Origin of the sequence: Streptomyces sp. SID11385 (assembly GCF_010548245.1) — a bacterium.
Taxonomy (GTDB): Bacteria; Actinomycetota; Actinomycetes; order Streptomycetales; family Streptomycetaceae; genus Streptomyces.
The window spans coordinates 1-2,649 of sequence record NZ_JAAGLR010000631.1 but is presented as its reverse complement, the minus strand read 5'-3'; the positions used below and the strand labels follow the sequence as shown (position 1 = coordinate 2,649).

Here is a 2,649-nt window from a genome sequence, read left to right as displayed (position 1 = left end):
TTCGCGCGGGCCTTGCCGTCGGCGCGCGCTTTGCCGTCCTCGCGCCCGGCGGCGTCGTGCCCGGGCGCGGCCCGCTCCAGTTCGGCGAGGCGCGCGCGCAGTTCCCGGTTCTCCTCGCGGAGTTCCTCGCGGGCGGCGCGCGAGGACAGGGCGGGATCGGTCTCCCACCAGTCGATGCCCGCCTTGCGCGCGGTGTCGACGGAGGAGACGAAGAGCCGCAGCCGGATGGTGAGCAGCTCGATGTCGAGGAGGTCGATCTTGATGTCGCCCGCGATGACGACCCCCTTGTCGAGCACCCGTTCCAGGATGTCGGCGAGGTTCGCGGGCTGCGCGGCGTGCGAGGGCGGATCGAGGGGAGTGGTGGTCAGGTCGACGGTCATCGGGCCCCGCTCCGGGCCTTGCGACGGCGGCGCGGACGCTCCTCGGGCTCTTCCTCCTCCTCGCCGTCCTCGCCCTCTTCGTCCTCGTCGCCGTCCTCGGGCTCCTCGTCCTCGTACGGCTCTTCGCCGCCCTCCTCCGGCTCCTCCTCCTCGCCCTCCGGAGCCTCCTCGTCCTCGTAGCCGTCCTCGTACTCGCCCTCGTCGCCCTCCCCGCCGTTCTCGTCGTTCTCGTCCTTCTCGTCGTCCTCCAGGCCCTCCTCGTGGCTGCGGACGACCTCGCCGTCGCGGATCTCGCCGCGCCAGCCCTCGATCTCCTCGTCCTCGTGGAGGGTGACGTGGCGGGCGAAGTGCTTGAGGTCCAGGCGGAGCCTGCGGCCCTGCGCGCGCCACAGGTTGGCGGTCTTCTCGAAGAAGCCGGACGCCTCGTACTCGACGACGACCACGACGCGGGTCAGGTCCGGAGTCAGCTCGTGGAAGCTGATGCAGCCCGTCGTCGAGCCCTTGGCGCCCTCGGAGGTCCACACGATCCGCTCGTCGGGGACCTGCTCCTGGGTGGTCGCCTTCCAGCTGCGGGCCGAGGGGGCGATCTTCATCTGCCACTGCGTCGTGACGTCGTCCTCCTGGTTGACGCTCTTGACGCCCTTCGTGAAGCCGGGGAAGTCGGCGAGCTGCGTCCAGTGGTCGTACACGGTGCGCACGGGCTTGCCGATGTCGACCGTCTCGATGATGTTCGTCGTCTTGACGTTCTCGCCCCCGCCCCCACCTCCGCCGCCCCCGCCGCCGCCGTTGTCCCCGCCACCGCCACCGAAGAGACTCTTCGCCTTGTCCGTCACGCCGCCCGTCAGGTCCTTTGCCTTCTGCCCCGCGATCGCCTTCAGCGGGTTCTCGCCCTTGAGGATCTTGCCGCCGATCCCGGCCATGCTGCCGAGACCGCCTCCGCCGTCGCCCTCGCCGAGCTTCTCGACGAGCCCGCTCAGGGAACCGCCCGCTTTCTCGGCGAGCTTGCCGCCCTGGGCGCCGAGGTAACCGTTGATCTCTTCCATCAAGCGGTCGAGGCCCGAATGCTGCTCAGCCATTGCCTTACCTTCCTCGTCCGCCGCGCGAAGCCGAACGCTTCGCGGTGCTCTTCGTCGTGCGCTTCGCCGCCTTCTTGGCGGGCGCCTTCTTCGCGGGCTCGCGCGTGGGCTTGCCCCTGAGCGCGGCGGCCTTCCTGGCACCGGGGTTGTTGGCGGGGGCCCGCTTGGCCGCGGACTTCTTGGCCGGGGCCTTCTTCGCCGCCTTCTTGGCGGGGCGCCGGTGGCGGGCGGGACGGCGGGGCGCGGGCTCCTCCTCGCCCTCCTCCTCCGGCTCCTCCTCGCCTTCCTCCTCCTCGTCCCGGGGCTCCTCGGGCTCCTCCTCGTCCCGGGGTTCCTCCTCGCCCTCCTCCGGCTCCTCCTCTTCCTCGTCCCGCGGGGGCTCCAGGAGGGCGGCGGTGCGGGCCGCGAGAGTGTCGGCGAGCGCGCTGAGGCGGCGGTCGGCCGCCGTGCGCCCGGCGGTGAGCAGTTCCTCGCGCACCTGATCGCTCAGCTCGGCGAACTGCGGGGTCTCCCGGAGCTTGCGCACGCCGGCGGTGAGGAGGTCCTGCGGGGTCAGGTTGAGGCGCTTGCCGGCGAGGCAGGAGGCCACCACGAGGGCGAGCCGTGCCTTGCGGGTGCGCCCGAGCAGATAGCCGCCGATGAGGGCGGTACCGAGAACGAGCTTGTCCGAGTCATCCATCGGGCATTCCCAAAGTCGTGGGGGACGGGGGCAGGGGGGAACGGGTTTCCAGCAGGCCGAGCAGGTGGTCCTCCTCGGCCTCGAACGTGGCCTCGTCAATCTCGCCCGCCTCGAAGGCGGAGTTGAGGGCCGCGAGGCGGGCACGTACGGCGGCGGGCGAGTACAGACGCCGCTCCGCCTCGTCGGCGATCTGCTCCGCGACCCAGGCGACGCCGCGCACGGGCGCGAGCGGCAGCAGCAGCACGCCGCTGACGAGGCCCATGTCAGGCACCCACCGGCAGGGGCGGCGCGGAGACGAAGCTGTAGCAGGGCAGCGGTCCGGTGAGGACGAGCGCGAGGTACGGGGCCGAGGCGCCCGCGAGCCGCCCCGCCTCGGCGCGGAAGGCGTCGAGGCGGCCGGCGTCCACGAGCCAGGAGACGTTGAGGACGGTGCTCTCGTCCACAGCGCCCTGGCAGGCGTCCACGGCGAGCGGTTCCAGCGCCGCGCGCACCGCGCCCGCCGCCTCGCGCGCCC

At 72.4% G+C, this 2,649-nt stretch carries 5 protein-coding genes; all 5 read right to left on the bottom strand.

All coding sequences use genetic code 11. From position 1 onward, the window contains the following. On the bottom strand, positions 1-380 hold a 380-nt coding region (locus G3I42_RS19315; RefSeq protein ID WP_239096555.1), incomplete at its 3' end, for a gas vesicle protein. Continuing rightward, a complete protein-coding gene (locus G3I42_RS19310) occupies positions 377-1,456 on the bottom strand; it encodes an SRPBCC family protein (RefSeq protein WP_164287617.1) in 1,080 nt (359 codons plus the stop codon). The genes G3I42_RS19310 and G3I42_RS19315, both read right to left, overlap by 4 nt. A gap of 4 nt (positions 1,457-1,460) precedes the next feature. Then, positions 1,461-2,135, bottom strand: a complete 675-nt coding sequence (locus G3I42_RS19305; protein ID WP_164287615.1) for a hypothetical protein — start codon at positions 2,133-2,135, stop codon at positions 1,461-1,463. After that, positions 2,128-2,397 carry a gas vesicle protein GvpG gene (locus G3I42_RS19300; protein ID WP_164287613.1) on the bottom strand — a complete coding sequence of 90 codons (270 nt, stop codon included), beginning with the start codon at positions 2,395-2,397 and terminating at the stop codon, positions 2,128-2,130. The genes G3I42_RS19305 and G3I42_RS19300 overlap by 8 nt, the downstream gene beginning before the upstream one ends. Position 2,398: 1 nt before the next feature. Then, positions 2,399-2,649: GvpL/GvpF family gas vesicle protein (locus G3I42_RS19295; RefSeq protein ID WP_203607029.1), on the bottom strand; the 251-nt coding region annotated here is incomplete at its 5' end.

What these genes read in the sequence shown, in the direction of transcription:
- G3I42_RS19310 (WP_164287617.1), bottom strand. Translation starts at nt 1,456, where the DNA reads ATGGCTGAGCAGCATTCGGGCCTCGACCGCTTGATGGAAGAGATCAAC.
- G3I42_RS19300 (WP_164287613.1), bottom strand. Translation starts at nt 2,397, where the DNA reads ATGGGCCTCGTCAGCGGCGTGCTGCTGCTGCCGCTCGCGCCCGTGCGC.
- G3I42_RS19305 (WP_164287615.1), bottom strand. Translation starts at nt 2,135, where the DNA reads ATGGATGACTCGGACAAGCTCGTTCTCGGTACCGCCCTCATCGGCGGC.